At 68.1% G+C, this 26,067-nt stretch carries 19 protein-coding genes and 2 pseudogenes; 14 read left to right on the top strand and 7 right to left on the bottom strand.

Annotated elements, in window-relative coordinates; all coding sequences use genetic code 11:
- Window positions 1-133 precede the first annotated feature (133 nt).
- The 9 genes and pseudogenes from RIB45_RS05820 (at window position 134) to phoB (ending at window position 10,993) form a co-directional block, all read left to right on the top strand.
- A complete protein-coding gene (locus tag RIB45_RS05820; protein ID WP_350049288.1) occupies window positions 134-2,401 on the top strand; it encodes an NADP-dependent malic enzyme in 2,268 nt (755 codons plus the stop codon).
- A 54-nt stretch (window positions 2,402-2,455) separates the two neighbouring features.
- The gene (locus tag RIB45_RS05815; RefSeq protein WP_350049287.1) at window positions 2,456-3,805 is read left to right on the top strand and encodes an ATP-binding protein; all 1,350 of its coding nucleotides are present in this window, start codon (window positions 2,456-2,458) and stop codon (window positions 3,803-3,805) included.
- Between the two features lie 289 nt (window positions 3,806-4,094).
- Window positions 4,095-5,132, top strand: a complete 1,038-nt coding sequence (locus tag RIB45_RS05810; RefSeq protein ID WP_350049286.1) for a substrate-binding domain-containing protein — start codon at window positions 4,095-4,097, stop codon at window positions 5,130-5,132.
- Window positions 5,133-5,371: 239 nt separating this feature from the next.
- Window positions 5,372-6,751: a phosphate ABC transporter permease subunit PstC gene (gene pstC, locus RIB45_RS05805; protein WP_350049285.1), complete on the top strand. Its 1,380-nt coding sequence runs from the start codon at window positions 5,372-5,374 to the stop codon at window positions 6,749-6,751.
- Window positions 6,744-7,226: pseudogene (locus tag RIB45_RS05800) on the top strand (DUF3333 domain-containing protein); the annotation flags it as partial. The gene pstC and the pseudogene RIB45_RS05800, both read left to right, overlap by 8 nt.
- 507 nt (window positions 7,227-7,733) lie before the next feature.
- Window positions 7,734-8,543 (top strand): annotated as a pseudogene (gene pstA, locus RIB45_RS05795) (phosphate ABC transporter permease PstA); the annotation flags it as partial.
- A 148-nt stretch (window positions 8,544-8,691) separates the two neighbouring features.
- Window positions 8,692-9,438 (top strand): phosphate ABC transporter ATP-binding protein PstB, encoded by a 747-nt coding sequence (gene pstB / locus RIB45_RS05790; RefSeq protein WP_350049391.1) that lies wholly within the window; start codon window positions 8,692-8,694, stop codon window positions 9,436-9,438.
- Between the two features lie 98 nt (window positions 9,439-9,536).
- The gene (phoU, locus tag RIB45_RS05785) at window positions 9,537-10,295 is read left to right on the top strand and encodes a phosphate signaling complex protein PhoU (protein ID WP_350049284.1); all 759 of its coding nucleotides are present in this window, start codon (window positions 9,537-9,539) and stop codon (window positions 10,293-10,295) included.
- Entirely contained in the window at window positions 10,292-10,993 is a 702-nt protein-coding gene (gene phoB, locus RIB45_RS05780) for a phosphate regulon transcriptional regulator PhoB (protein WP_350049283.1), read from the top strand. The genes phoU and phoB overlap by 4 nt, the downstream gene beginning before the upstream one ends.
- Before the next feature lie 22 nt (window positions 10,994-11,015).
- Here phoB and RIB45_RS05775 read toward each other — a convergent pair whose 3' ends face one another.
- From RIB45_RS05775 to recQ, 3 genes are all read right to left on the bottom strand, one after another.
- Complete coding sequence (locus RIB45_RS05775; RefSeq protein ID WP_350049282.1) at window positions 11,016-12,263, bottom strand: Zn-dependent hydrolase; 1,248 nt, start codon at window positions 12,261-12,263, stop codon at window positions 11,016-11,018.
- 114 nt (window positions 12,264-12,377) lie between these two features.
- On the bottom strand, window positions 12,378-13,250 hold the full coding sequence (locus RIB45_RS05770) for a dimethylarginine dimethylaminohydrolase family protein (RefSeq protein WP_350049281.1): 873 nt from the start codon (window positions 13,248-13,250) through the stop codon (window positions 12,378-12,380).
- A gap of 38 nt (window positions 13,251-13,288) precedes the next feature.
- On the bottom strand, window positions 13,289-15,139 hold the full coding sequence (gene recQ / locus RIB45_RS05765) for a DNA helicase RecQ (RefSeq protein ID WP_350049280.1): 1,851 nt from the start codon (window positions 15,137-15,139) through the stop codon (window positions 13,289-13,291).
- A 264-nt stretch (window positions 15,140-15,403) separates the two neighbouring features.
- Between recQ and RIB45_RS05760 the strand changes: the two genes are divergently transcribed.
- From RIB45_RS05760 to glnT, 5 genes are all read left to right on the top strand, one after another.
- Complete coding sequence (locus tag RIB45_RS05760; RefSeq protein ID WP_350049279.1) at window positions 15,404-16,018, top strand: helix-turn-helix domain-containing protein; 615 nt, start codon at window positions 15,404-15,406, stop codon at window positions 16,016-16,018.
- Between the two features lie 81 nt (window positions 16,019-16,099).
- The gene (locus RIB45_RS05755) at window positions 16,100-17,008 is read left to right on the top strand and encodes a class II glutamine amidotransferase (RefSeq protein WP_350049278.1); all 909 of its coding nucleotides are present in this window, start codon (window positions 16,100-16,102) and stop codon (window positions 17,006-17,008) included.
- Window positions 17,005-17,709: a protein glxC gene (locus tag RIB45_RS05750; protein ID WP_350049277.1), complete on the top strand. Its 705-nt coding sequence runs from the start codon at window positions 17,005-17,007 to the stop codon at window positions 17,707-17,709. Before RIB45_RS05755 ends, RIB45_RS05750 begins: the two co-directional genes overlap by 4 nt.
- Window positions 17,709-19,028: an FMN-binding glutamate synthase family protein gene (locus RIB45_RS05745; protein ID WP_350049276.1), complete on the top strand. Its 1,320-nt coding sequence runs from the start codon at window positions 17,709-17,711 to the stop codon at window positions 19,026-19,028. Before RIB45_RS05750 ends, RIB45_RS05745 begins: the two co-directional genes overlap by 1 nt.
- Before the next feature lie 115 nt (window positions 19,029-19,143).
- Window positions 19,144-20,451, top strand: a complete 1,308-nt coding sequence (gene glnT, locus RIB45_RS05740) for a type III glutamate--ammonia ligase (RefSeq protein ID WP_350049275.1) — start codon at window positions 19,144-19,146, stop codon at window positions 20,449-20,451.
- 181 nt (window positions 20,452-20,632) lie between these two features.
- Here the strand turns inward: glnT and RIB45_RS05735 are convergent, their stop codons facing one another.
- The 4 genes from RIB45_RS05735 to pheS all read right to left on the bottom strand — a co-directional run bounded on the left by RIB45_RS05735 (window position 20,633) and on the right by pheS (window position 26,000).
- Entirely contained in the window at window positions 20,633-21,754 is a 1,122-nt protein-coding gene (locus tag RIB45_RS05735) for a prephenate dehydratase (RefSeq protein WP_350049274.1), read from the bottom strand.
- Between the two features lie 76 nt (window positions 21,755-21,830).
- Window positions 21,831-22,496, bottom strand: coding sequence for a J domain-containing protein (locus RIB45_RS05730; RefSeq protein ID WP_350049273.1), 666 nt, complete (start codon window positions 22,494-22,496; stop codon window positions 21,831-21,833).
- Window positions 22,497-22,509: 13 nt separating this feature from the next.
- Window positions 22,510-24,918, bottom strand: a complete 2,409-nt coding sequence (pheT, locus tag RIB45_RS05725; protein WP_350049272.1) for a phenylalanine--tRNA ligase subunit beta — start codon at window positions 24,916-24,918, stop codon at window positions 22,510-22,512.
- Window positions 24,915-26,000, bottom strand: coding sequence for a phenylalanine--tRNA ligase subunit alpha (gene pheS / locus RIB45_RS05720; RefSeq protein ID WP_350049271.1), 1,086 nt, complete (start codon window positions 25,998-26,000; stop codon window positions 24,915-24,917). The genes pheT and pheS overlap by 4 nt, the downstream gene beginning before the upstream one ends.
- Window positions 26,001-26,067 lie beyond the last annotated feature (67 nt).

Raw genomic sequence — 26,067 nt, 5'->3', positions numbered from 1 at the left:
ATTCGGAGGACGGTTTCGCGACGCGGCCGACTTATGTTGTAAGCGCGCCTCCCCCCCGTCACTATGCCGGGAGGCCGTCCGCTCAAATGAGACGGCGTTTCATGTGGATATCGAGGGACGCGAGCAACCGCCCATGGCCGATCAACGCCGCAAGATCACCGAAGAAGACGCGCTGCTGTTTCACGCCCAGGGACGCCCGGGCAAGATCGAGGTCGTCGCGACCAAGCCGCTGACGACCCAACGCGACTTAAGCCTCGCCTATTCGCCGGGCGTGGCGACGCCGTGCCTGCGCATCGAAAAAGACCCGCAGGCCGCCTACGACTACACCGCCAAGGGCAACATGGTCGCCGTGATTTCGAACGGCACCGCGGTCCTCGGTCTCGGCAACATCGGGGCGCTTGCCTCCAAGCCGGTGATGGAGGGCAAGGCGGTCCTGTTCAAACGCTTCGCCGACGTCGACGGCATCGATCTCGAGGTCGAGACCGAGGACGTCGACGAGTTCGTGAACTGCGTGCGGCTGCTGGGGGCGAGCTTCGGCGGGATCAATCTGGAGGACATCAAGGCGCCGGAGTGCTTCATCATCGAGCAGCGCCTGCGCGAGGCGATGAACATCCCGGTCTTTCACGACGATCAGCACGGAACCGCGATCATCGCGGCCGCGGGGGTGATCAACGCGCTGCACCTTTCGGGTCGGAAGCTGGAGGAGGCGACGCTTGTCGTGAACGGCGCCGGCGCGGCGGCGATCGCCTGCGTCGAGCTGCTGAAGGCGATGGGCATGCCGCACGACCATGTCGTCATGTGCGACAGCAAGGGCGTGATCTATCAGGGCCGCGAAGAGGGCATGAACCAGTGGAAGTCGGCCCACGCCGCCCCGACCGACAAACGCACCTTGGCCGAGGCGCTGGAGGGCGCGGACATCTTCTTCGGCCTCTCGGTCAGAGGCGCGGTCACCCAGGCGATGGTGGAGAGCATGGCCGACAAGCCGATCATCTTCGCCATGGCCAATCCCGACCCGGAGATTACGCCGGACGAGGTGGCGGCCGTGCGCTCCGACGCGATCATGGCGACCGGGCGCTCGGACTTCCCGAACCAGGTCAACAACGTTCTCGGCTTCCCCTACATCTTCCGCGGGGCGCTGGACGTGCGGGCCTCGACCATTAACGACGCGATGAAGATCGCGGCCGCCGAGGCGATCGCGGCGCTGGCGCGCGAGGACGTGCCGGACGAGGTGGCCGCGGCCTACGGCGGCCAGCGTTTGCAGTTCGGGCCGGAATACATCATCCCCGCCCCCTTCGACCCGCGCCTCATCGTCGCGGTTCCGGCGGCGGTCGCCCAGGCGGCGATGGAGTCCAGCGTCGCTACGCGGCCGATCATGGACATGGAGGGCTATCGGACCGAGCTGCGCGCGCGCCTCGATCCCACCGCCTCGATGCTGCAGATGATCTTCGAGAAGGTGCGCAGCGACCCGCGCCGCGTCGTCTTCGCCGAAGGCGAGGAGGAGCGCGTCATCCGCGCCGCCGTTTCCTATAAGAACGCCGGCTACGGCGAGCCGGTGCTGATCGGGCGCGAGGAGATGGTGCGCGAGACGATGCGCAAGCTCGGCATCGACGAAAGCGTCGACATCGAGGTGCACAACGCGCGTCTGTCGGAGAACAATAAAAAGTACACGGATTTCCTCTATAGACGCCTGCAGCGCAAAGGACATCTCTATCGCGATTGCCAGCGGCTGGTGAATCGCGATCGCAACGTATTCGGGGCCTGCATGGTGGCGCTTGGCGACGCGCACGCGATGGTGACAGGGGCGACCCGCTCCTTCTCGGTCGCGTTCGACGACGTGACGAAGGTGATCGACCCGAAGCCGGGCGAGCGGGCGATGGGCGTGACCATTCTGCTCGCACGCGGCCGGACGATCTTCGTCGCCGACACCAGCGTGCACGATCTGCCCAACCCGGAGATGCTGGCCGACATCGCAACCGAGGCGGCCGCCTACGCGCGCCGCCTCGGGCACGAGCCGCGGGTGGCGCTCCTGTGCAGCTCGAATTTCGGCAACCCGATGCGCGACTCCACGGAGCGCGTGCGCGCGGCCGTCGAGACCCTCGACCTGCGCGGGGCGGATTTCGAATATGACGGCGACCTGTCGGCCGGCACCGCGCTGAATTACGAGCTGATGGAGCGAGTCTATCCCTTCTGTCGGCTGTCCGGCGCGGCCAACGTACTGGTGATGCCGGGCATCAATTCGGCCCATCTGGGCACCGTGCTGCTGCAGGAGCTGGGCGGCGGCACGGTGATCGGCCCCTTGCTGGTCGGCCTCTCGAAGCCGGCGCAGGTGGTGCAGATGGGCGCCAGCGTCAGCGATCTGGTGGCGACCGCGGCCTTGGCGGCCTACGATTCGCTGCTCTAACGCGCGGACGGCGACACCCCCCATCCCGCAGGGCGATGCGGGCGAGAGGCGACGATGATCGGTCCCGGCGTCAGATCCTTCCTTGCCGCGGTGCTGCCGGCGCTGGCGCTGATCGGCTGGTTCGTCCACCGCGACCTGATCGCGCCGGGTCCCGCCGTCATGCTGGTCGCGGCGATCGCCGGCGGATCGCTGTACGCGGTGCGCCGTCGCGTGAAGGCCGAAAAGGCCGCGCTCGACCGGTTGAACCGCATGGCCGAGGAGGCGGAGGCCCAAGCCGAGGCGCTGCGCTACAAGGCGAGCGTGGCGGACCGCATCGTCTCCTCGCTGCCCGACCCGTTGCTGTTTCTGGACCGACGTCGGCGCGTGGTTCGCGCCAATCGGGGGGCGGAGCGACTGCTGGACAAGAACCTCGTCGGCCGCGACATCGGCGAGGGCCTGCGCCATCCCGACCTGTTGGCGGCGGTGGACCGCGCCTTGGCGGGACAGGGGGCGCAGCAGGTCGAGGTCGCGCTGCCCGGGCCGCCGCCGGCGACCTTCATCGCCCGGATCGAGCCGGTGGAGCCGCCGCCCGCGCGACGCGCCGCTGAGGAGGGCGGCGAGCCGGACCAGGCCGTGCTGCTGGTCGACCTGCAGGACGTCACCGCCCTGATCCGCTCCGAACAGATGCGCGTGGATTTCGTCGCCAACGTCAGTCACGAACTGCGCACGCCGCTGACCAGCCTGACCGGCTTCATCGAAACCCTGCGCGGCCCGGCCCGGGACGACGCGGCGGCGCGCGACAAGTTCCTCGCCATCATGCAGGAGCAGTCGGAGCGCATGTTCCGGTTGATCAACGATCTCCTGAGCCTCTCGCGCATCGAACTGGACGAGCATAGCCGTCCGACCGAGCCGGTCGATCTGGCCGAAATCCTAGAGGGCGTGCGGGGCATGCTGGCGATGAAGGCCGAGCAGAGGGGCGCCGTCCTCACGTTCGCTCCGCCCGACGAGTTCCAGCCTGTCGTGCGCGGCGACGCCGATCAGCTGACCCAGGTCTTCCTCAATCTGGTGGACAACGCGATCAAGTACGGCGGACGCGGGACCGAGGTCTCGGTGCAGGTGCGGGCGCGCGATTCGCGCCGCCTTGCGGTCGACGTCCGCGATCAGGGCGCCGGCATCCCGGCCGAACACATCCCGCGCCTGACGGAGCGCTTCTACCGCGTCGACGCCGCCCGCTCGCGCGAGCTGGGGGGCACGGGCCTCGGCCTCGCCATCGTGAAGCACATCGTCAACCGGCATCGCGGCCGGCTGTCGATCACCAGCCGCGAAGGCGAGGGCAGCTGCTTCACCGTCACCCTGCCGCTGGCCGCCGAGGCGCGGCGCGAGGCGGCGGCGCCCCGCACGCCGCAACGGCGCGCGACCGGCTGACGGCGGCAGGCCGCCGTCTCTCGGCGCGCTCCGCCGCGAGGCGCTGCGAAGGGGATCGTTTCCCGGCGCAGTTGCGCGGCGCGACCCGCCGCTCGCGATATGACAGTCGGTCGGCGAAAGAATCGCGACGTCTAAGCCGCTGTCACGAAGACGTAATATTTCCATCATAAAAGCGCAGCGCCCGGGGCGTATCTCCCGCCCTAACGCTTAAGGGGGGACGGGCGTGACCGCTCCCCTTTATTGCGGACGCAACACGCTTCACGACACGACTCTCAGGATGGAAATCAGCATGAAGGCACTTACGAAAACCGTCGCGATCGCCGCTTTCGGCTGCGTCGCGATGGCCGGCGCCGCCGAGGCGCGCGACCAGATCCGTATCGTCGGTTCGTCGACGGTCTTCCCCTTCGCCTCGGCCGTGGTCGAGAACTTCGGCAAGACGACCGACTACCCGACCCCGGTCATCGAGTCGACCGGCTCGGGCGGCGGCCTGAAGCTGTTCTGCGCCGGCGTCGGCGTCGAGCATCCGGACATCACCAACGCCTCGCGTCGCATCAAGAGCTCGGAGATCGAGCGCTGCAACTCGAACGGCGTGGACAAGGTGACCGAGATCAAGATCGGCTACGACGGCATCGTCTTCGCCAACTCCAAGGCCGGCGAGGACGTCTCCCTGACCCGCGAGCAGATCTTCCTGGCGCTGGCCAAGGAAGTTCCGAATGCGGACGGCGAGATGGTCATGAACCCCTACAACAAGTGGTCCGAGATCGACCCGGCCCTGCCGGACGCCGAGATCGAGGTCCTGGGCCCGCCCCCCACGTCCGGCACGCGCGACGCCTTCGTCGAGTTGGTGATGTTCGAGGGCGCCGAGAGCATCCCCGCCATGGCCAAGATGGCCGAAGAGGACGAGGACGCCTTCGAGGAGGTGGCCGGCACCATGCGTGAGGACGGCCGCTTCATCGAGGCCGGCGAGAACGACAACCTGATCGTTCAGAAGCTGGAGGCCAACCCGGCCGCGTTCGGCATCTTCGGCTACTCCTTCCTGGAGCAGAACGAGGACGACATCCAGGGCGCCACGATCGACGGCACCCCGCCGGCCTTCGAGGCGATCGCCACGGGCGATTACCCGGTCAGCCGGTCGCTGTGGTTCTACGTCAAGAACGCGCATGTCGGCGTCATCCCCGGCATGAAGGAGTATCTGGACGAGTTCACCTCGAACGACGCCTGGGGTCCGGACGGGTATCTGGTCGACAAGGGCCTGATCCCGATGCCGGAGGCCGAGCGTAAGAAGTTCCGCGAGGCGGCCGAGAACCTGACCCCGATCGGTTCGTAAGGCGCTTCGCACCGGAGCCTTCGGGGGCGGCGGATCTTTCGGGGTCCGCCGCCCCTTCCGGCCCGGCTCTTTCCGGCCCGTCCCTTCGGCGGACGACGCCGTCCCGGCCCCGGCCGATTTTCCGCTATTCGTTCGTCCCTTTGCTTGCCGCGTCGACCCCGAATGGGTAGGAGGCGGCCCGTGATCCGCTTTGCTCAAGGCGCGCCGCGCGCGCCGACCGCAGGAGAGGCTCGTCCGTCATGACGCTCGCTTTCGCCGTCGCGCTGATCGTGCTGATCGGCTTCGCCTACTACCTCGGACAGAGCCGGGCGTTGAAGGCCCGCGACGGCCGCGGCGCCCGCCTCCATTCGCTGCCCAGCTATTACGGCATGTACGCCGCGCTGTGGTGCGCGATCCCGGCGGCGGCGCTGCTGGCCGTCTGGTCCGCCTTCCAGGGGACCATCGTCGAGCAGATGATCCTCGCCGACATCACCGAGGAGCTCTCCGGCCTCGATCAGAGCCGCATCGGCCTGGTGATGAACGACATCCGCAACCTCGCGACCGGCGGCATCACCTCCAGCGACCCGTCCCCGGCGATCCAGGAGGCGGCCGCGCGCTATTCCAATCTGATGGTCACCGCGAAGGCGGCGATGTTCGTGATCGCGCTGGCGCTCGGCTCCGGCGGGCTGCTGCTGGCGTTCCGGCGGATCAGCCCCGATCTGCGCGCGCGCAATCGGGTCGAGCGCATCATCATGACCGTGCTGATGCTGAGCTCGACCATCGCCATCCTGGTCACGCTCGGCATCGTGCTCTCGCTGGTCTTCGAGGCCTCGCGCTTCTTCGCCCAGATCCCGATCACCGAATTCCTGTTCGGCCTTCAATGGTCGCCGCAGATCGCCATCCGCGCCGATCAGGTCGGCAGCTCCGGCGCCTTCGGCGCGATCCCGGTCTTCGCCGGCACGATGCTGATCTCCTTCATCGCCATGTGCGTGGCGGCGCCGATCGGGCTGTTCTCGGCGATCTACATGGCGGAATACGCCAACCGGAAGGTGCGCGGCGTCCTCAAGCCGGTGCTGGAGATCCTGGCCGGCATCCCGACCGTGGTCTACGGCTTCTTCGCGGCGCTGACCGTGGCGCCGACGCTGCGTGATCTGGGCGATTCGATCGGCCTCGACGTCGCGTCCGAAAGCGCGCTGGCGGCCGGCGCGGTGATGGGGATCATGATCATCCCCTTCGTCTCGTCGCTCTCCGACGATGTGATTTCGGCCGTGCCCAGCGCGATGCGCGAGGGCAGCTACGGGCTGGGCGCGACCAAGTCCGAGACGATCCGCAAGGTCGTCCTCCCGGCCGCGCTGCCCGGCATCGTCGGCGCCCTTCTGCTGGCGGTCAGCCGCGCCATCGGCGAGACGATGATCGTGGTCATGGCGGCGGGTCTGTCGGCCAATCTGACGGCCAACCCGTTTGAGGCGGTGACCACCGTCACGGTGCAGATCGTCACCCTTCTGACCGGCGACCAGGAGTTCGACAGTCCGAAGACGCTCGCCGCCTTCGCGCTGGGGCTGCTGTTGTTCGTCGTCACCCTGATCCTCAACGTGATCGCGCTGCGCGTGGTCCGCAAATACCGAGAGCAGTATGACTGACGCGACCGCAAACGGAACGACGCCGGCGTCCCCGGACGAGGTCTCGAAGCGCGTACACGCCTCGTTGAAGCGCCGCTACGCCGCCGAGAAGCGCTTCCAGCTCTACGGCGTCGTCGCCATCGGGTTGGCGCTGACCTTCCTGTTCATCCTGTTCTACGACATCATCTCCAAGGGCTATTCGGCGTTCTGGCAAAGCCATGTGACGATAGAGGTCGAGATCGATCCAGGCGAGGTCGACCCGCAAGGAGATCGCAGTCTGGACAGCCTGCGCGACGGCAGCTATCGGGGGATCACCCGCGACGCCTTCACCGCCCTGTTCCCCACCGTCGAGGGTCGTAGCGAGCGGCGTCACCTGCTCGAGCTGATGAGCGGCTCCGCCGACGGCGTGGTGCGCCAGCGGGTGTTGGAGGACCCCTCCCTGGTCGGTCAGACGATCCCGGTCGAGGTGAAGCTGAACGACGACGCCGACATCTACGTCAAGGACAAGACGGTCGAGGTCGAGACGGCCGCCCGCGTCAATGGAATCGCCTCGCCGACGGGGACGAGCGGCGAGATTCAGATCCTGTCCACCGCCAACGACTTCGGCGCGATCCTGACCGCGGTGAAAGAGATGCTGGCGGAGCGGGCGGAAGATCTGCGCGACGACATCGAAGGCGACCGAGCGCGCATCGAGCGTTTCGAAAGCCAGCTGCAGTCGGTCGAGGACGAGGAGGTGCGCTCAGACCTCGAGAGCTCCATCGCCTCCTACGAATACGACATCGAGGAGGCGCAAAAACAGATCGAGGATCTGCAGCGCCGCATCGATCAGCCCGATGTCGCCGAAGCGCTGAACGAGGGGATGCCCTCCTATCTGGTGCGCATCAACGGCGGCGTCGTGAAGATCACCTCAGTGGACAACAGCCGCGCGACGGGCGAGGTCTACCTGCCTCTGGAGAGCGTGAACGACGCGCCCGCGGACTCGTGGGAGATCCTCACCCTGCCGGTCGCCGAATCCGACCGACGCCTCTCCGACAAGCAGGTCATGTGGCTGTGGGACCTGGAGAATCGCGGCCTGATCTCCTTGCCCTTCAACACCACGCTGTTCACCGCCGGCGACAGCCGCGAGCCGGAGCAGGCGGGCATCTGGGGCGCGGTCGTCGGCTCCTTCTACGTGTTGGTGGTCACCCTGCTGCTGAGCTTCCCGATCGGCGTCATGACGGCGGTCTATCTCGAGGAGTTCGCGCCGAAGAACAAATGGACCGACCTGATCGAGGTGAACATCAACAACCTCGCCGCCGTGCCCTCCATCGTCTTCGGCCTGTTGGGCCTGGCGATGTTCCTGAATTTCTTCGGGTTCCCGCGCTCGGCGCCGCTGGTCGGCGGCATGGTGCTGACGCTGATGACGTTGCCGACCATCATCATCGCGGGACGTGCGGCGCTTAAGGCCGTGCCGCCCTCGATCCGCGAGGCGGCGCTCGGCATGGGGGCGAGCCGCATCCAGGCGATGACCCACCACGTCCTGCCGCTCGCCATGCCCGGCATGCTGACCGGAACCATCATCGGCATGGCCCAGGCGTTGGGGGAGACCGCGCCCCTGCTGATGATCGGCATGGTCGCCTTCATCGTCGACATCCCGGGCGGCTTCACCGATCCGGCGACGGTGCTGCCGGTGCAGATCTACATTTGGGCGGACAGCCCCGAGCGCGCCTTCGTCGAGCGCACCTCGGCCGCGATCATGGTGCTGCTCGCCTTTCTGATTACGATGAATTTGACGGCCGTGCTGCTGCGCAAGAAATTCGAAAAGCGCTGGTGAGCCGAGCCGCCCCGAGCCGTCGACCCGCGAAGGAGCGATCCGAATGAGCGACCAGACCCAGACCGGCGTCCCCGAACACGCCGCCAACGCGCCCGCCGCCGCGCCGACTCCCACGGCCCCGAAGGCCCGCGCGGACGGCCGCACCAAGATGAAGGCGCGCCAGGTCAACGTCTTCTACGGCGACAAGCAGGCCCTGTTCGACGTCGACATCGACATCATGGAGCATGCGGTCACCTCGCTGATCGGCCCGTCCGGCTGCGGCAAGTCGACCTTCCTGCGTTGCCTCAACCGGATGAACGACGTGGTGGACATCTGCCGCGTCCAGGGCTCGATCGAGATGGAGGGCGAGGACATCTACGACCCCAAGGTCGACGTGGTGCATCTGCGCGCGCGCGTCGGCATGGTGTTCCAGAAGCCGAACCCCTTCCCGAAATCGATCTACGAGAACATCGCCTACGGGCCGAAGATCCACGGCATCGTGCGCAACAAGGCCGAATGCGACGAGTTGGTTGAGACCTCTCTGCGCAAGGCGGGCCTGTGGGAGGAGGCGAAGGACCGCCTGGATCAGCCGGGCACCGGCCTCTCCGGCGGGCAGCAGCAGCGGCTGTGCATCGCGCGCGCCATTGCGGTGCAGCCCGAAGTGATCCTGATGGACGAGCCGTGCTCGGCGCTGGATCCGATCGCGACCGCGAAGATCGAGGACCTGATCCACGAGCTGCGCGAGAACTACACGATCGTCATCGTCACCCACTCGATGCAGCAGGCCGCCCGCGTCTCCCAAAAGACCGCCTTCTTCCATCTGGGCGATCTGATCGAGTACGGCGAGACCGAGACGATCTTCACCAATCCCAAGGACGAGAAGACGCAAGGCTACATCACCGGACGCTTCGGATAAGAGGCGCCGCCCCGTCGGACGACGGGGCCGCACAATAGGTTGGTCGTCGGGCGGCGCGCGGGGGCGCGGGTCGTCCGCAAACGGGAAAGAGATCACCGATGTCGGAGCAGGGCACGCATATCGTCGCCGCCTATGATGAGGAATTCCAGCGGCTGACCAAGCAGATCACCCAGATGGGCGCGTTGGCCGAAACCCAGCTTCAGGCCGCGCTGCAGGCTGTGGAGCGGCGCGACGAAAAGCTTGCGGCCAAGGTCAAGGACCAGGACAAGCAGATCGACGCGATCGAGCGCGAGATCGACGCGCTGGTGATGCGCATGCTGGCGCTGCGCCAGCCGGTGGCGAACGACCTGCGCTTCATCCTGGCGACCCTGCGCTGTTCGTCCGAGGTGGAGCGGGTCGGCGATTACGCCAAGAACATGGCCAAGCGCGCGACCGCCTTGAGCCAGATGCCGGTCACGCCCTTGACCCGCGGCGTCGCACGCATGGGCGCGCTGGTGCAGGCGATGTTGAAGGACGTGATGGACGCCTTCCTGCAGGGCGACGTCGAGAAGGCGGTTGAGGTCTGGGAATCCGACGAGGAGGTCGACAGCCTCTACACCAGCCTGTTCCGCGAGCTGCTGACCTACATGATGGAGGATCCGCGGCACATCACGCCCTGCACCCACCTTTTGTTCATCGCCAAAAACCTGGAGCGGATCGGCGACCACGCGACCAACATCGCGGAGATCATTCACTTCCAGGTCGAGGGCGAGATGCTCGCCGATCGCCGTCCCAAGGCCGACGCCTCGAACTACACGGTGATGGATCCGGACGACGACGATCTCGGCGAGGATGCGGAGGAGGACCCCGGCCGATGAGCGGCTTGAAGCCCCGGATCCTGATCGTCGAGGACGAAACGGCGGTCGTGACCCTGCTGCGCTACAATCTGGAGCATGAAGGCTTCGAGGTGGACGCGGTTTCAGACGGCGAGGAGGCCCTCGTCGCGGTCGAGGAGAACCCGCCCGATCTGGTGCTGCTCGACTGGATGCTGCCGCAGCTCTCGGGCATTGAGGTCTGCCGCCAGCTGCGCAGGCGGCCCGGCACCAAGCAGCTGCCGATCATCATGTTGACCGCGCGCGGCGAGGAGGCGGACACCGTGCGCGGTCTCGACGCCGGCGCCGACGACTATGTGCCCAAACCCTTCTCGCCGGCCGAGCTGACGGCGCGGGTCCATGCGCTGTTGCGCCGCGCCCGCCCGGCGCTTTCCGAGGAATCGCTGACCGTGGCCGACATCCGCATGGACCTCGCCGGCCACCGGGTTCGCCGCGGCGAGCGCGAGGTGAAGCTGGGGCCGACCGAATACCGCCTGCTGCGCCATTTCATGGAGCATCCGGGCCGGGTCTTCAGCCGCGAACAGCTGCTCGACGCCGTGTGGGGCCGCGACGTCTATGTCGAGCTGCGCACGGTGGACGTCCATATCCGCCGCCTGCGCAAGGCGCTGAACGATGAGGGCGGCGCGGACCTGATCCGCACTGTGCGCTCCGCCGGCTACGCGCTGGAGCCGCCGGCGGGATAGAGGCGCCGCGCCGCCGCGCCCTTCAGGGGCCGACGCCCGCGCGCTCGGCGACGGCGTTCAACAGAACCGTCACCCCCGGGGCCTGATCTGCGGCCGTCGTCGCCTCCGCCTCGTTATGGCTGATCCCGTCGACGCAGGGCGTGAACAGCAACACGCTGGGGCAGAGATGGGAGAGGTGGTAGGCGTCGTGGCCCGCCTGGCTCATCAGATCCAGCGTCGCGACGCCCAGCCTTTCCGCCGTCCGGCGGCAGAGATCCATCAGGTCGGGGTCGAAGGCCGGGCCGCCGAAAGTCCAATCCTCAACGATTGTGACGGTGCAGTTGCTGCGCCGCGCCGCTTCGGGCAAGGCGGCGCGGATCTCCGCCTCCATTGACTGCGTGGTGGCGGCGTCCGGGCTGCGGAAGTCGACGAAGAGGGTCGCCTCGCTGGACAGGATCCCAGGCTTGTTCGGCCAGGCCTCAAGCCGGGCGATCGTGGTCTTGCCGTCCAGATGGGCGTATCGCCAGCCGATCTCGTCGACCGCGACGGCGGCTTGCGCGGCGCCGACCAGCGCGTTTTTGCGCCGGTGCATCGGCGTGGGGCCGGAATGGGCGTTGTCGCCGTCGATCCCGATGCGCATGCCGCGCGCGACATAGCCGCCGGTGACGATCCCCAGGGGGACGCCGGCGGCCTCCAGGTCGGGCCCCTGTTCGATATGCAGTTCGAAATAGCTGTCGATCGCCCGGCCGCCGACCGGCGCCTCGCCGGCGAGCCCATGCTCGGCCAGCGCGTCGGCCACCGTGACGCCGGCGTCGTCGGTGCGGGCCAGGGCCCACTCCAGCGTCTGGCGGCCGGCGAAGACCTGGCTCGCCATCATCGGCGGCGTGAAGCGCGCGCCCTCCTCGTTGGTCCAGTTCACCACTTCGATCGGCCGCTCGGTCTCGATCTTGAGGTCGTCGAGGGAGCGCATGACCTCCAGCCCGGCCAGCACGCCGACGATCCCGTCATAGCGCCCGCCCGCGGCCTGCGTGTCCAGGTGGCTGCCGATCAGCACCGGCGCCAGGCTCTCGTCCCGGCCCGGGCGCCGCGCGAAAAGGTCGCCCAGCCGGTCGGTCGTGACCGCATAGCCGGCCTCCTCGCACCACCCGGTGAAGAGCCGGCGCATCTCGGCGTCGGCCGCGTCCAACGCCAAGCGCCTGAGCCCGCCTTTGCGCCCCGGCCCGATGGCGGCCGAGGCCTCGATCGTCGCCCAGAAGCGATCGACGTCGATGGAGAGGTTGGGGAGGGTCATGGTCGCGCCCTTACGTCCGCTCAAATCGCCTCGACGCTCCCGCGCCGAGAGGTTTTCTTTCTCTCTCTCCCCGACCCTCCGCTCTTCAAGCGGGAGGGCGGGATGCGCGAGCCGCTACACCGGATCCCGCGCCAGCGGCATCGTCATGCAATGAACCCCGCCGCCGCCGCGGGTGAAGAGGTCGAGCGGGGTTTCGATCACGGTGAGCCCCTCCGCGCGCAGCGCCGCGTTGACGGCGCTCGAATGGCTTGCCGACAGCACCCGCTCGTCGCCCAGAGCCAGCACGTTGCAGGAAAGCTGCATCGCGTCCTTGTAGCTGACCGGGATCAGACGGATCTGGCGGTCCTGCAGCCAGCGGATCAGATCGTCGTCCATCACCTCAAGGCAGGCGAGCGCGAGGTCGCGCGCCACCATCGAGAAGATCACGTCCATATGCAGGAAATGCTCCGGGAAGGGTTCAAGGCGCACCTCCCAGCCCTCGGTTTCGAACCATTGGGCGAATTGGCGTGCGCCGGCTTCGTCCGTGCGCTCGCCGGAATAGCCCACGAGCAACAGGCCGGGCCGGATGATGTGGATGTCGCCGCCCTCCAGCGTGCCGGCCGTCGAATAGCGCCAAGGGCCGCCGCAGGTCTCGTCATAGAAGCGGATGACGCCGGCGTATTCGCCGCGCCGCTGCGGGCGATAGAGCTGGGTTATCACCGGACCCCAGGGGGTGATCTGGCTCGAATCGCGGGTGTAGACCTGATAGGGCAGCTGCGGCTCGGGCGCCGCCAGGTAACGGCAGGTCACGTCCGCCGCCTCAAGGGCCTGCACCATGCCGTCATACTGCGCGTCGAAGGCGGCGCGGTCGGGCGCGGCGGTCTTGTCGCTCAGCGTCTTCACGGCGACGGCGTTGGTCGCCTGCCAGCTGTAATGATCCGGCCGGCACAGCAGCACCTCGCGCAGCCGGCCGGTCTCGCTGTCGATCGCCCATCGCGGCGCGGTCATGCCCGTTTCCTCCTGTGACCCGACATCCGGCGAAGACCTTAGCCCCCGCGCACCACCTCTAGAAAGGCCTCGCCGTAGCGCTCCAACTTGCGCGCGCCCACGCCGTGAAGCCGCCGGAAATCCTCCAGGCTGCCGGGTCGCGCCGCGGCGATCTCGATCAGGGTGCGGTCGGGGAAGACGACATAGGCCGGCACCCCCTCCTCGCGCGCCAGCGTCAGGCGGCGCTCCTTCAGCCGGCCGAGAAGCTCCTGATCGACGTCGTCGGGCAGCGCCGCCGGCTGGCGGTCGCGTCGGCGATTGCGCATCGCGCGCTCCGGCTCCAGGCGCAGGCGCACCGCCTCCTCCCCCTTCAGGGCCGCGCGGCCGTGCGGACCGACGGTCCAGGCGCCGGTGTCGGCCGGATCGAAGTTCGCGATCCCCAGCGCGTAGAGCTGGCGGAAGATGCCGCGCCATTGGTTCTTGGTGCGATCGGCGCCGACGCCGAAGGTCGGCAGCTTGTCATGGCCGAAGCGGGCGATCTTATCGGTCTGCTCGCCGCGCAGCAGGCTGATCAGATGCTCCATCCCGAAGCGCTGACCGGTGCGCAGGATGGCGGAGAGCGCCTTCTGCGCATCGACCGTGCCGTCGACGGTCTCGACCCCGTCTAGGCACAGGTCGCAATTGCCGCACGGCTCCGTCTCCGTCTCGCCGAAATAGGCGAGCAGCGTCTGGCGCCGGCAGCGCGGCGCCTCGCACAGCGCGACCAGCGCGTTCAGGCGCTGACGGTCGACGCGCTTGCGCTCCTCCGGGGCTTCGCTCTCATCGATCTGGCGCCGGCGCAGGCGGATGTCGTCGACGCCGTAGAGGGTGAGCGTATCGGCCGGCAGCCCGTCGCGCCCGGCGCGCCCGATTTCCTGGTAATAGGCCTCGACGCTTTTCGGCAGGCCGGCGTGGGCCACGAAGCGCACGTCCGGCTTGTCGATCCCCATGCCGAAGGCGACGGTGGCGAAGATCACGACCCCGTCGCGCGCCAGGAACAGATCCTGCACCCGCTCGCGCGCCTCTTTTTCCATGCCCGCGTGGTAGGCGTGGGCGTCGACGCCGTCGGCCGCCAGATCGACCGACAGCTCCTCCGTCTGGCGGCGGGAGTTGCAGTAGACGATGCCGCTCTCCCCGCGATGCAGCGCCAGGAAATCCTGGATTTGCCGGCGCGGCGTCGATTTCGGCCGCATGGCGAGGCGCAGGTTCGGCCGGTCGAAGCCGTTGACTAGGACGGCGGGCGGCTCGTCGAACAGCTGACGGGCGATATCGTCGCGAGTCGCGCGGTCGGCCGTCGCGGTGAGCGCGATCGTAAGCGGCTCGCCCAGGCGCCGGCGCACCTCGCCCAGCCGCGTGTATTCCGGGCGGAAGTCGTGGCCCCATTGGCTGACGCAATGCGCCTCGTCGATCGCCAGCAGCTTGACGTCCGCGCGCTCCAACAGCCGCACCGCGTCGCCGGAGGCGAGGCGCTCCGGCGAGAGATAGAGCAGGCGCAGGCTCCCCGCCTTCAAGGCGGCCAGGATGCGCTCGCGCTCTTGCCCGTCGGTCGAGCTGTTGAGGCTGCCCGCCTCGACCCCGGCGGCGCGCAGCGCCGCGACCTGGTCGCGCATCAACGCGATCAGCGGCGAGACGACGACCGTCAGCCCCCCGCCGACGACGGCCGGCAGCTGATAGCAGATCGACTTGCCGGCGCCCGTCGGCATGACCGCCAGAAGATTGCGCCCGGCCATGATGTGGGCCAGCGCCGTATCCTGCCCCGGGCGTAAGCGCTCGTAGCCGAAAACCTCCTTAAGGCCGCTCAGCAATCGGTCCCGGTCGGCGGCTTCAAGCGCGACGTCGGGATGATGGTCGGAAAAGCTCTCGATCGACATGCCGCTCCCTTTAGCCGACTCGCGGCGGCAGGGCGAGAGGGGTTGTCCCAGCACCGGCGCCTCGCTCAGACTCCGGGTCTCCCGGCTCTCCGCTGCGCTGCGGCCGGGATGACGCTTTTGCGGGGGCGGCGGCGTAAGCCGTCGGCCCGGCCTTGAGCCGGGCCAACCGGCGGCGGCTCGTTCCCGTCGGTATTATGAGGGGAAAGGCCGAGGCCTCAAGAAAACCTCTCGCTCCATCCGGCAGGTTCGGTATGCTCGCATCCCATGAGCACTGACGACCCATCAGGCTCCGAGGACGCGCCGCGACCGCTGGAGGAATATGTCGGCCAGGAGATCCGGCGCTGCCGCAAGCGTCAGGACATGACGATGGCCGAGCTGGCGAGCGCCGCCGGCTTGAGCCAGGGCATGCTCTCAAAGATCGAGAACGGCCAGGCGAGCCCCTCGCTCTCCACGCTCTCTGCGCTGTCGGCCGCCCTCTCGGTGCCGATCTCCAGCTTCTTCACGCCGTTCGAATTGAGCCGGGACGTCTCCTACGTGCCGGCCGGACAGGGTCTGCAGATCGATCGCCGCGGCACGCGCGCCGGCCACCTCTACCAGCTGCTCGGCTCCGGCGTGCGCGGCGAAGTGGGGGTCGAGCCCTACCTTATCACGCTGACTGAGGAGTCGGAGGCCTACGACCAGTTCCGCCACGACGGGGTGGAGTTCATCCACATGCTGGAAGGCGAGCTGATCTACCGCCACGGCGACCAGACCTTCACCCTGAAGCCGGGGGATTCGCTGTTCTTCGACGCGGTCTCGGTGCACGGGCCTAAGGAGCTGGTGAGGCTGCCCGCGATCTATCTTTCCATCATTTCCTACCGCGCGGACGATGCGGGCTGATTATTCCTTGAATTAAAAGTTATTTCATGACAGGAATACGCCCCGTTGCGGATCCAGAGGCTGAAGGAGCGCCGGCCAGGCATGTGCGGAATCGTCGGATTGTACCTGAAGACCCCCGATCGGCGGGCTGAACTGGGCGCGCTGTTTTCGCCGATGTTGGAAGAGATGACCGATCGCGGACCGGACAGCGCCGGCTTCGCGGTCTATCGCAGCGACAAGCCCGACGCCGGCGCCTTCGGAAAGGTGACGCTCTACAGCGCCGATCCGCAGGAGGATTGGCGCGAGCTCGCCGCCGCGATGGGCGACGCGCTCGGCGTCGACATCCAGGCGAGCGCGAACGCCAGTCACGCCGTCCTCGACGGCCCGACGAGCGCGGCCGCCATGCGCGACTGGCTGATTGAGGATCGCCCGGCCGTGCGCATCATGAGCGCCGGCGCCTCGCTCGAAATCTACAAGGAGATCGGCCTGCCCAGAGACGTGCTGACCCGGTTCAGCGCGCCGCAGATGACCGGCACCCACATGATCGGCCACACCCGCATGGCGACGGAAAGCGCGGTGACGACGGAAGGCGCGCACCCCTTCAACACCGGCGACGATCTGTGCCTGGTCCACAACGGCTCGCTGTCCAACCACAACGGGCTGAAGCGCTGGCTGGCGCGCGAGGGCGGCCTCGTCTTCCAGACCGAAAACGACAGCGAGGTGGCGGCCGGCTATCTGACGCATCGTCTGCGACAGGGCCTGGATTTGGAGGAGGCGCTTAAAGCGGCGCTCAAGGATCTGGACGGGTTCTACACCTTCGCCGTCGGCGCCAAGAACGGCTTCGCCGTGCTGCGCGATCCGATCGCCTGCAAGCCGGCGGTCCTGGCCGAAACCGACGAGTGGGTCGCAATGGCGAGCGAGTACCGCTCGATCAGCCGCCTGCCCGGCGTCGAGAACGCGAGCGTCTGGGAGCCCAAGCCCGCGACCGTCTACACCTGGGGGAGCGCATGAGCGAGGTCGCCGAAAGCGAGTCGCTGGACCTTAAGCACGGCGAAGCGGTGCGCGCCGTCAACGCCCGCCTGCAGGGCCGCGAGGGGCCGGTCGAGGGGCGGCGCTTCCAACTGGCTGATCCGGGCGGCGCGCACGCCGTCGCGGCCGGTCTCAAGCACCCGATGACGGTCGAGATCGACGGCCATGTCGGCTACTACTGCGCGGGCATGAACCAGGCGGCCGACGTCATGGTGCGCGGCAATGCGGGCGTCGGTCTGGCGGAAAACATCATGTCCGGGTCCGTGCGAGTCACGGGAAACGCCAGCCAATCGGCCGCCGCCACCGGCCATGGCGGGCTGGTGGTGATCGAGGGCGACGCGTCGAGCCGCTGCGGGATTTCGATGAAGGGCGTCGACATCGTCGTCGGCGGCTCGGTCGGCCATAACTCCGCCTTCATGGCGCAGGCGGGGCGGCTCGTCATCTGCGGCGACGCGGACGACGGGCTGGGCGATTCGATTTACGAGGCGCGGATCTATCTGCGCGGGACGGCCCACGGGCTTGGCGCCGACTGCGTCGAGAAGGAGATGCGCGACGAACACAAGGCCGAACTGGCCGAGCTTCTGAAGCGCGCCGGCCTGGACCGTCCGGTCTCCGACTTCCGGCGCTACGGCTCGGCGCGCAAACTCTACAATTTCAAGATCGACAATCTGGGCGCCTATTAATGAGCATGGACACGAGCCGCCTTCGCGAAAGCGCGCTGTTCGACCGCGCGACGATCCACGACATCCAGCGCGCCGCGCGCGAAGGCATCTACAAGATCCGCGGCTTCGGGGCGAAGCGGAAGGTCCCGCATTTCGACGATCTGGTCTTCCTTGGCGCCAGCGTCTCGCGCTATCCGCTGGAAGGCTATCGCGAGGCTTGCGGGACCGACGTGACGCTGGGGACGCGCCACGCCGAACAGCCGCTCAAGATCGACATCCCGGTGACGATCGCGGGGATGAGCTTCGGCTCCCTCTCCGCCCAGGCGAAGGAGGCGCTGGGGCGCGGCGCGTCGGCCGTCGGCACGTCGACCACCACGGGAGACGGCGGCATGACGCAGGAGGAGCGCGGCCACTCGACCAAGCTGGTCTATCAGTATCTCCCCAGCCGCTACGGCATGAACCCGGACGATCTGCGCCAGGCCGACGCGATCGAGGTCGTGATCGGTCAGGGCGCGAAGCCCGGCGGCGGCGGCATGCTGTTGGGCCACAAGATCAGCGACCGGGTCGCCGAGATGCGCACCCTGCCGAAGGACATCGACCAGCGCAGCGCCTGCCGTCATCCCGACTGGACCGGCCCGGACGATCTGGAGATCAAGATTCGCGAGCTGCGCGAGATCACCGGCTGGAAGGTTCCGATCTACGTCAAGGTCGGCGCGACGCGCACCTATTACGACACCATGCTGGCGGTGAAGGCGGGCGCGGACGTGATCGTGGTCGACGGCATGCAGGGCGGCACCGGCGCCACCCAGGAGTGTTTCATCGAACATGTCGGCATCCCGACCCTGCCGGCGGTGCGCCTGGCGGCCGAGGCGCTGCAGGAGTTGAACCTGCACCGCACCGGGGTTCAGTTGATCGTCTCGGGCGGGATCCGGTCCGGCGCGGACGTGGCCAAGGCGATCGCGCTGGGGGCGGACGCCGTCTCGATCGGGACGGCGGCCTTGATCGCGCTCGGCGACAACCGCCCGGACCTCGCCGAGGAATACGAGAAGCTGGGGACCGCCCCCGGCTTCTATGAGGATTGGCAGGCGGGGCGCGACCCGGCGGGCATCACCACGCAGGATCCGGAACTGGCCGAGCGCCTCGATCCGGAAAAGGCCGGTCAGCGGCTCGCCAACTATCTGCGCGTGCTGACCCTTGAGGCGCAGACGCTGGCGCGCGCGTGCGGCAAGAGCCATCTGCACAATCTGGAGCCGGAGGATCTGCAGGCGCTCACCATCGAGGCCGCGGCGATGGCGAAGGTGCCGCTGGCCGGCACCGACTGGATCCCCGGGAGACTGTAATCCCGTGATAGGCTGACGCGAACCGGCGCGAACAAGCCGGGCGTGATGACGAAGAACAGGACGGCGGGGCGGTGCGATTGAGGACTGCCGACGAGCGAGAACAAGGGGGAGCATCATGGCTGCTGGCGAGCTGGGCGCGTTCGCGAAGAAGAACGGCGTCAAATATTTCCTGATCAACTTCACCGACCTGAAGGGCGTCCAACGCTCCAAGCTGGTCCCCGCGCAGGCGATCGACGGGATGGCGAAGGACGGGGCCGGTTTCGCCGGCTTCGCGACGCATCTCGTGATGACGCCGGCCGACCCGGACATGTTCGCCGTGCCCGACCCGGCGAGCGTCATCCAACTGCCCTGGAAGCCCGAGGTCGCCTGGGTTGCGAGCGACCTCTACATGGCGGGCGCGCCGGTCGAGCAGGCGCCGCGCTGGGTCCTGAAGCGCCAGATCGAGGCGGCGGCGACGCAGGGCTACGTCATGAAGTCCGGCGTCGAGGCGGAGTATCATCTGATCGCCGAAGACGGCTCGGACGTCTCCGATCCGCGGGACACCGACCCCAAACCCTGCTACGACCAGTCGGCCGTGATGCGCCGCTATGAGGTGATCTCCGAGATCTGCGACGCGATGATCTCCCTCGGCTGGGGTCCGTATCAGAACGATCATGAGGACGCGAACGGCCAGTTCGAGATGAACTGGGACTACGCCGACGCGCTGGTCACGGCCGACCGTCACGCCTTCTTCAAGTTCATGGTGAAGTCGATCGCCGAGAGCCACGGCCTGCGCGCGACCTTCATGCCGAAGCCTTTCAGCCATCTGACCGGCAACGGCTGCCACTGCCACGTCTCGGTCTGGGACAAGACCGGTAAGAAGAACCTGTTCGACGACAAGAAGGACGAGTTGGGCCTGAGCCCGATGGCCTATCACTTCCTGGCGGGCGTGCTGGCCCACGCGCCGGCGATTGCGGCGCTGACCAATCCCACGGTCAACAGCTACAAGCGGATCAACGCGCCGGTCACCGCCTCCGGCGCGACCTGGGCGCCGAACACGATCACCTGGGCCGGAAACAACCGCACCCACATGGTGCGCGTGCCCGAGGAGGGGCGGTTCGAATTCCGTCTCGCCGACGGCGCGGCCAATCCGTATCTGCTGCAGGCCGGGTTCCTGGCGGCGGGGCTGATGGGCGTGGCGGGGAAGAAGGATCCGCCAAAGCGTCTCGACATCGACATGTACGCCGAAGGTCACAAGGTGCGCGCCAAGAAGCTGCCGTTGTACCTGATCGACGCGATCCGCGCCTTCGCCGCCGACAAAAAGCTGACGGCCGCGCTGGGCGCCGAATTCAGCGAGGCCTACATTCAGCACAAGACGGCGGAGTGGGACAGCTACTCCCGCGCGCTGACGGAATGGGAGCGGGCGAGCACGCTCGATTGTTGAGGGGCGCCGCGCCCTTCACTGGCGTCCCGGGCGGTCGTCAGGCCGCCCAGGGATCTCGCGACGCCTGCCGGGGCGTCGATGCGGGGCCGTCGATGCCGGGGCGTCGAGATCCCGGCTCTTCGCCGCGCTGCGGCCGGGATGACATTCTTCCCCAAGAGGAGCGGCCGCGGGCGCCCGCCCCTCACTCCTCCGCCCGGAAGCCCGCCTGCGGGTAGGTCCCCAGCAGCTTGACGCGCGTCGTGTAGAAATCGAGTTCCTCCAGCGCGCGGTCGACGTTCTTGTCGCCGGGGTGGCCCTCGATCTCGGCGTAGAAGCGGGCTGTCGAGTAGTCGGCGACCGAGATGTAGCTCTCCAGTCGGATCATGTTGACGCCGTTGGTCGCGAAACCGCCGAGCGACTTGTAGAGTGCGGCCGGCACGCTGCGCACCGTGAAGACGAAGCTGGTCAGGCATTTGACCCCGCCGGGCGGCGGTTCTATCCGCTGCTTCGCCATCACGACGAAGCGGGTCACGTTGCCGATCTTGTCTTCGATGCGGGGACGCAGAATCTCCAGATCGTAGATTTCGGCGGCGAGTTCCGAGGCGACGGCCGCCGCGCTCGGATCGCCCGCCTCCGCGATCGCCTGGGCGGCGCCGGCGGTGTCGGCCATCTTGATGGAGCGGATTTTGAGCTCGCGCAGCGTCTTGCGGCACTGGCTCAAGGCCTGCGGGTGGCTCGCCGCCGTCTTCAGCCCATTGAGCGTGGCGCCGCGCGGCGCCAGCAGGCAGTGATGCACCGGCTGGAAATGTTCGGCGACGATGTAGAGGTTGTTTTCCGGCAGCAGGTGATGGACGTCGGCGACCCGCCCGCCCAGCGAATTCTCGATCGGGATCATGGCGAGGCCCGCCTCGCCCGTCTCCACCGCCTGGAAGGCGTCCTCGAAACTGGGGCAGGCGACCGGCGTCATCGCCGGAAAGGCTTGCGTGCAGGCGAGATGGGAAAAGGCGCCCGGCACCCCCTGGAAGGCGATCACCGGATGGTCGATCACCCGTTCGATCAGATGTTTGTGGTCCTCCACCGCGCGATCCCCCGATTGTACGGGGCCGGACGTGCGGCCGAGACCCGCGCCCTCCCCGGATTCAAGCCACCCGACGCTTACCCGCAGCGCCTGGGCCATGCGGCGCACGGCGGCGCGCGAGGGCTCCCGCGCGCCGGATTCCCAGCGCGCCAGCGTCGATTGCGCGGTCCCCAGGCGATCGGCGAGATCGGCCTGGGTGAGGCCGGCCTGGCGGCGGGCCTCCGCGATACGGCGGGCGAGCGTCATGGGAGAGGCTGATAGACCGGCCCCGCAGCGCGGTCAAGCAAATTAAGCATAAATATTCCAAAAAGGAATAAAACGCTCAATTGCGGCGCAGGAAGGACATGGCGGCGTTCAGCTGCGCCATCTGCGCGGTGTCGCCCACCCCGCTGTCCGGATGCAGCACGGCGGCCAACATGCGGTAGCGCGCCTTGACCCGGTCCGCGCCCGGCCGCGCGCCCGGCGGGAAGCCGAGGACGAATAGCGCCTCGTCGCGCGAGCGCACGCCGTCGGGCAGCGGCTCGGCCGCCAGCACCTTGACCATGGCGCGCAGGCGCTCGGCCTCCTCGCGGAAGGCGGCTTCGGCGGCGGCGCGGTCGGGGCTCTTGCCGTCCTCCACGCTCAGGCGCACCGCGCCCGCCTCCATCGCCATCGCCAGCGCCAGCGCCTTGCGCAGCCGCACCACGTCCTGGCCCTTGGGCAGTCGGACCTGCAGGCGCGGCTTGCGCTTCCAGGGTTTGCCGGCGCTGGGGCCCGATTGCAGCACCACGGTCTCGCGATCGTCCTTGGCGGGCTCGCCGGGATCGGGAAAGGCGTCGATCGCCGCGGCCGGGGCCGTCAGCATGATGGAGCGCGCGATGTCGCCGACATTGACGCCTTTGGCGGCGGCCAGCGCCGCGACGCGGTCGCGGAAGGCGCTGGCGCAGGGGATCGAATAGGACTGCTTGCGCTGAACGCCCGTCCGCTTCGCCTCCCCGCCTCCGGCCATGGCCGCTCCCCCGTCAGCTGCGCAGCGCCCCGCCGGTCTGCTTTTCGACGTTGGCGACGATCTTGGCGCCGACCGCCTCGATTTCTTTGTCGGTCAGGGTCTTCTCGCTCGGCTGCAGGGTGACGGAGATGGCGACCGATTTCCGGCCTTCCAGCTCGGCGCCCTGATAGACGTCGAACACGCTGGCCCCGGCGACCAACTGCTTGTCGGCGCCGACGGCCGATCGCAGGATCTTGTCGGCCGGCACCTCGGCGTCCACCAGGAAGGCGAAGTCGCGCGTCACCGGCTGCAGGCTGGACGGCTTCAGGAGCGGGCGGGTCTTGCCGCCGCCCTTCTTCGCCTTCGGCTCAGGGATCGCCTCCAGGAAGATCTCGAATGCCGCGACGCGGCCGCGGATCTCGTAGCGTCGCAGGATCTTGGGATGCATCTCGCCGAAGCGCGCCAGCACGTTAGGGCCGAGGCGCAGGCAGCCGGAGCGGCCCGGATGGTACCAGTCGGGCGCGTCCGTCGTGACCTGCAGCTTGTCCACCGGCGCGCCGCAGGCCGCCAGCACCGCCTCCACGTCGGCCTTCGCGTCGAAGGCGTCGACGTCGCGCGGCGCCGCCGCCCAATGGCGCGGCCCGGCCTTGCCGGCGCGCACGCCTGCGACGACCAGGTCCTGACCGTCGGGCGCGCGGGTGCGATAGGCGGGTCCCGCTTCGAACAGCGCGGGGTCGGGATGGCCGCGGTCGATGTTTCGCTGGGCCGCGCCCAGCAGGTTGGGCAGAACCGACGGGCGCATCGCGTCCAGATCCGCGCTGATCGGATTGGCGAGCTGCAGCTCGTCCGCGCCGCCGCCGAACACCGTCGCCTCCCCGCGCGGCAGGAAGGACCAAGTCACCGCCTCCAGCATCCCGCGCGAGGCGAGTTCGCGCTTGGCGAAGCCGGTGCGCCGCTGGAGGAGCGTCAGGATCGGCTGCGGCAGCGATCCGTCGTCGCGCGTCAGGCTCACCGCGGGCGCCTTATCGTAGCCGTGGACGCGCAAGACCTCCTCGATCAGGCAGTGCTCATGCTCGATGTCGCCGCGCCAGCTCGGCGGCTGGGCGATGATCTCGTTGTCATGGATTTCGGTTCCGAAGCCGAGCCGCTCCAGGATCCCCGCCGCCTCGTCCGCCGGCAAATCGACGCCGCCGAAGCTCTTCAGCTTCGCGGGCCGCAGGCGCACGCGACGGCTCACATCCGGGATCTCGCCGGCGGAGACCGTCTTCGACGCCTCGCCGCCGCACAGATCGAGGATCATCTTCGCCGCGACCTCGACGCCCCAGACGGCGGACTGCGGGTCCAGGCCTCGCTCGAAGCGATAGCGCGCGTCCGAGTCGATGCCGAGCTTCCGGCCCGTCTCCGCCGTCTTGATCGGGTCGAACAGCGCGACCTCGAGGAAGACTTCGCTCGTTTCCTCGGTGCAGCCGGACAGCTCGCCGCCCATGATCCCGCCGATGCCGTCGACGCCGCCCGCGTCGGCGATCACGGTCATGCCGGATTCGAGCGTATACTCCTTGCCGTCCAGCGCGAGGATCGTCTCGCCGTCCTCGGCCCGGCGCATCGTCAGCTCGGATCCCTTGACCTTGGCGGCGTCGAAGACGTGCAGCGGCCGGCCCAGGTCGAAGGTGACGTAGTTGGTGACGTCCACCAGCGCCGAGATCGGGCGAAGCCCGATCGCCGTCAGCCGCTTTTGCAGCCACGCGGGCGAGGGGCCGTTCTTCACGCCCCGGAAATGCCGCCCGGCGACATAGGGGCAGGCCGTCCCGATCGCCTCGCCGCGCACCCATTTGAGCGGGCTTTCGTAGGCCCCCGCGACGCTCGGCGTCTCGAACGGCTTCAGGCGCCCGATCCCGCGCGCCGCCAGATCGCGCGCTACGCCGCGCACGCCCAGGCAGTCGGCCCGGTTCGGCGTGATCGCGATTTCGATCACCGGATCGTCGAGGCCCTTCCACTGGGCGAAGCCGGCGCCGACCGGCGCGTCCTCCGGCAGGTCGATGATGCCCTCGTGATCGTCGGAAAGGCCCATCTCCCGCTCGGAACAGAGCATGCCGTTGGATTTCTCGCCGCGGATCTCGCCCGCTTTCAGCAGCAGGTCCGTGCCGGGGACGTAGGCGCCCGCCGGCGCGAAGACGCCCTTCATGCCCGCGCGCGCGTTCGGCGCGCCGCAGATCACCTGGATGGGCTCGCCCGAGCCGTCGTCGACCATGCAGATCTGCAGCCGGTCGGCGTTCGGGTGCGGCTTCGCCTCCGTGACGTAGGCGATCTTGAACGGCGCCAGCTTTTCGGCTGGATTCTCCACCCCTTCGACCTCGAGTCCGAGGTCGGTGAGCGCATGCGCGATCTCGTCGAGAGACGCGTCCGTCTCCAGATGATCCTTCAGCCAGGAGAGGGTGAATTTCATGGCGTCAGCCCCCGGATCAAGGTGGGTGCTTCCAGCGGCGCGAAGCCGTAATGGTCGAGCCAGCGCACGTCCGCGTCGAAGAAGGTGCGCAGGTCGGGGATGCCGTATTTCAGCATGGCGATGCGCTCGATCCCCATGCCGAAGGCGAAGCCCTGATATTCCTCCGGGTCGATGCCGGACATCGCCAGCACCTTCGGATGCACCATGCCGCAGCCGAGGATCTCGAGCCAATCGTCGCCGGCGCCGATGGTCAGCTCCCCGCCCTTGCGCGAGCAGCCGATATCCACCTCCGCCGAGGGTTCGGTAAAGGGAAAGTAGCTCGGCCGGAAGCGCAGCGGCACGTCCTCGACCTCGAAATAGGCGCTGCAGAAATCCTGCAGACAGCCCTTCAGATGGCCGAAATGGGTCTTCTTGTCGACGACCAGCCCCTCCACCTGATGGAACATCGGCGTGTGGGTCATGTCGCTGTCGGAGCGATAGGTGCGCCCCGGCGCGATCACGCGGATCGGCGGGGTCGTGGTCTCCATCGTGCGGACCTGCACCGGGCTCGTGTGGGTGCGCAGCACGGTCGACATGTCGACCCGACCGTCCGCGTCCGCCAGATAGAAGGTGTCGTGCATCTGGCGGGCCGGATGCTCCGGCGGGATGTTGAGGGCGGTGAAGTTCTTGTAGTCGTCCTCGATGTCGGGGCCTTCGGCGACCTCGAAGCCCATCTGGCCGAAGATCGCGATGATCTCGTCCACCGTCTGGCTGATCGGGTGCAGCTTGCCGCGGCGCTCGGGCCGCGCGGGCAGGGAGACGTCGACCGCCTCGGCCGCCAGCTGCGTCTCCAACGCCTGATCCTCAAGCCGCTTTCTACGCGCTTCGATCGCGCCGGCGACGCGGTCCTTGACCGCGTTCAGCGCCTGTCCCGCCTCGCGCCGCGCGTCCGGGTCGAGACCGCCCAGCTGCTTCATCTCGGCCGTGATTCGGCCTTTCTTGCCCAGCGCCTCGACGCGCAACGCCTCCAGGCTCTGCAGGTCCTGCGCGCGCTCGATGCGCTCGATCAGCTCCTGGGCCAGGCCTTCGGTATCGATCGTCATCGCTCTTCCGCTCTTTCGCCCGCGGATCGTCTGCGGGCCGTGCTCAAAGGGTGAAGTTCGTTTAGCC

This window comes from Marivibrio sp., from assembly GCF_040218065.1.
Classification (GTDB): Bacteria; Pseudomonadota; Alphaproteobacteria; order UBA8366; family Aestuariispiraceae; genus Marivibrio.
Note: the sequence above shows the minus strand (reverse complement) of the source record. Positions and strands in the feature narration are given on the sequence as shown.